This is a genomic window from Bacillus sp. FG16 (assembly GCF_057809515.1).
Window position 1 is genome coordinate 1 of sequence record NZ_JBMDKC010000212.1, and the last position, 2,563, is coordinate 2,563.

The 2,563-nt window shown below is 32.6% G+C and carries 3 protein-coding genes; 2 read left to right on the plus strand and 1 reads right to left on the minus strand.

Annotation, left to right across the window (positions count from 1 at the left end; all coding sequences use genetic code 11):
• A partial coding sequence (locus ACODS7_RS31640) for an RNA polymerase sigma factor (protein WP_488828516.1) occupies positions 1 to 332 on the plus strand: 332 nt, incomplete at its 5' end.
• On the plus strand, positions 322 to 1,149 hold the full coding sequence (locus tag ACODS7_RS31645) for an SH3 domain-containing protein (protein ID WP_029442345.1): 828 nt from the start codon (positions 322 to 324) through the stop codon (positions 1,147 to 1,149). The genes ACODS7_RS31640 and ACODS7_RS31645, both read left to right, overlap by 11 nt.
• Before the next feature lie 11 nt (positions 1,150 to 1,160).
• Here the strand turns inward: ACODS7_RS31645 and ACODS7_RS31650 are convergent.
• A partial coding sequence (locus tag ACODS7_RS31650; protein ID WP_488828518.1) for a peptidoglycan D,D-transpeptidase FtsI family protein occupies positions 1,161 to 2,563 on the minus strand: 1,403 nt, incomplete at its 5' end.

Sequence of the window (2,563 nt, forward strand, 5' to 3'; positions counted from 1 at the left end):
AAATGTACATGATTATTCAAGTGTTAATGTGTACATTTAAACTAGCATTTATAAGGATATCTTTAATAGGGTTTTTTAGTGACGATAAGCAATCCCTGTCAGCAGAACAAGAATTTTTTAAGCAAGAAGAAATGAATGATGTGTGGAAGGTTGTATTAAAACTACCTAAAAAGCACCGTGAAATAATTATATTGGACGCAAAATATGAATTATCTTATGAAGAAATGGCTGAAACATTAGGAGTATCCATTGGAACTGTAAAATCGAGATTAAGTAGAGCAAGAAGTAAGGTTTCAAAATTAATAGGGGAGGGTAGTAATGATGAACAATAAACAAAATCCTGACTGGTATAGAAAAATAAAAAAAGGTCCAATGGAGAATCGTAAAGATGAAGAAGAATTTATTTCTAAAATAAAGCAGTCTATATACGAAAATAATGAAGTGGATTTCGTAAAATATAAAAGACCATTTCGTAAAAAAGTATTACCTGTTGTAGTTGTTTTGGTTTGTACAATGTTATTTTTCATTGTTCAACAACCTTGGCTTGATGATAATAAATCACCGGTACAAAGTAGTACTCAAATTAAGCCTAAAACAAAAGATGAGTCTGCTCAAGATCCATCACTAAAACAATTTATGAATGAACTATATCAAAGTACGAACTCAAAAAATGAAAATGACCTGTACAAAGCGTTAAATGATGAAGTTCTATTTAAAGGGAAGAGTTATAAGAAGGATGAACTGAAGTTTGATGAAGATATTTTTCATGAGTTGCAAGTCGCTCTTACAATGGGAGGAGAATTTGCAAATGATACAAAAAAAGTATACAAAGTACCAAGTGGATTGACAGAAAGTAATCAACCAAAGCAAGCGCATTTTATATATGCAACGGTTACTGGAAATAAAACGAAAATTTTAGCTGAACCAAAACGAGAATCACAAGTGTTATATGAAGTATCTAATGAAATGGTAAAAGCTTGGATTCCAGAAAAAGTGCAAAATGATGGATATATAAAAATATCGACAATTAATGGCAATACTGGATACGTACAAAAAGAGTATGTTTTAACTGATATTAAGTATTCATTTATGTTCGAAAAAAACGATAATGGTGAATGGAAAATCATAAATATAGATTCTATTTGGTAAAAGAGGAAGGTTCACTTTAATGAACCTTCCTCTTTGTTTTTATTCTCTTTTTGAAGTGTATGCCAAGACTCTAAAATCTCTGATGTAACGAGAGCAGCGATGTTTTTTTCTGAATTACTACCAGGAATAACGACAGAAACGGCAATTTGTGGATCTTCGGTAGGAGCATATGCAATGAAAAGAGAATGATTTATCATTCTTTCTTGCTCATTCGGAAAACCTGTAATACCTGTTTTACCTGCGACGTCAAAGGGCAACTTTTTAATTTCCTCTATATTTTGACTCATTCCACCTTGCACGACACTCCAAAAGTTCATCGGGTAACGATTTGAACTTTCTAAAATTGGTTTAAACTTTTTTGTTTTCTTACCGTCCGGACTAATAATTGCACTTACAGTTTGAGGTTTATATTTATCACCTTTACTTGCCAAAGTTGCTGCATATTGAGCGAGTTGAAGAGGGGTATGCACTTCATTTCCTCCCCAAGAGGCGTTTAATAAAGCGGAGATTCCATTTTCAAACTTATTAGATGGATGGAATTCATATTGTCCGTCTTCTTCAAAGGGTAAATCAATCCCGGTTTTAGAACGTAGGCCGAATTGCATTAAATAATCTGTCCATATATGTGCTACTTTTTCTATATTCCCATTATTTTGGTTGAATAGGGGCAGAGCTACTTTTGCTGTCATAAATGTGTTAGATGAATTAATGATAGCCTGCCTCGGTGTAATCTCACCTGTTGGCGTTCCAGGTGCATTCGTAATGTTATTTTGATTATCATACTGAAAAGTCCCTTTATCTAAATAAGTATCTTCGGGTTGGAAAAGCTTTTCGTTTAATCCAATTAAAATAGTGAGTGGTTTTATAGTAGAAGCCATATTTACATAAGATTCACCATACTTTAATTTTTGAATTGCTTTATTTTGCGAAAGAGAGTTAATGTTTTCTTTTCTAGAAGATACACGTGTATTTAATATATTTGGATCAAAAACTGCCGTGTTGGCCATAGTTAAAATTGCGCCAGTTTTTGCATCGCTTACTACAGCATAACCAGCTTTAGCATCGGGTGTTTTCTTAATTTGAGATCTTAATGCTTCTTCTGCCTTTTGCTGCAACTCAGAGTCTAAAGCTAGCCGTACATCTTTACCTATTTGTACTTTTTGAATGTTCCATAAGAACTTTTTATTATTCAATTTAAAAATAAGAGTTTTACCTGGTTTTCCTTTTAAATCATTTTCATATTGCAGCTCAATCCCGCTTTTTCCAACAGCCATATGCTTTGAATTAAGGTCATTTTCTACATACCCAATTACTTGTGAACCAATTTCGTGTTTAGGATAATATCGAATCCATTCATCTTTAATTATTACATTATTGGGTTTGTTTTTGTTTATGAATGCAAGTTCATTCTCAG

What these genes read in the sequence shown, in the direction of transcription:
- ACODS7_RS31645 (WP_029442345.1), top strand. Translation starts at nt 322, where the DNA reads ATGAACAATAAACAAAATCCTGACTGGTATAGAAAAATAAAAAAAGGT.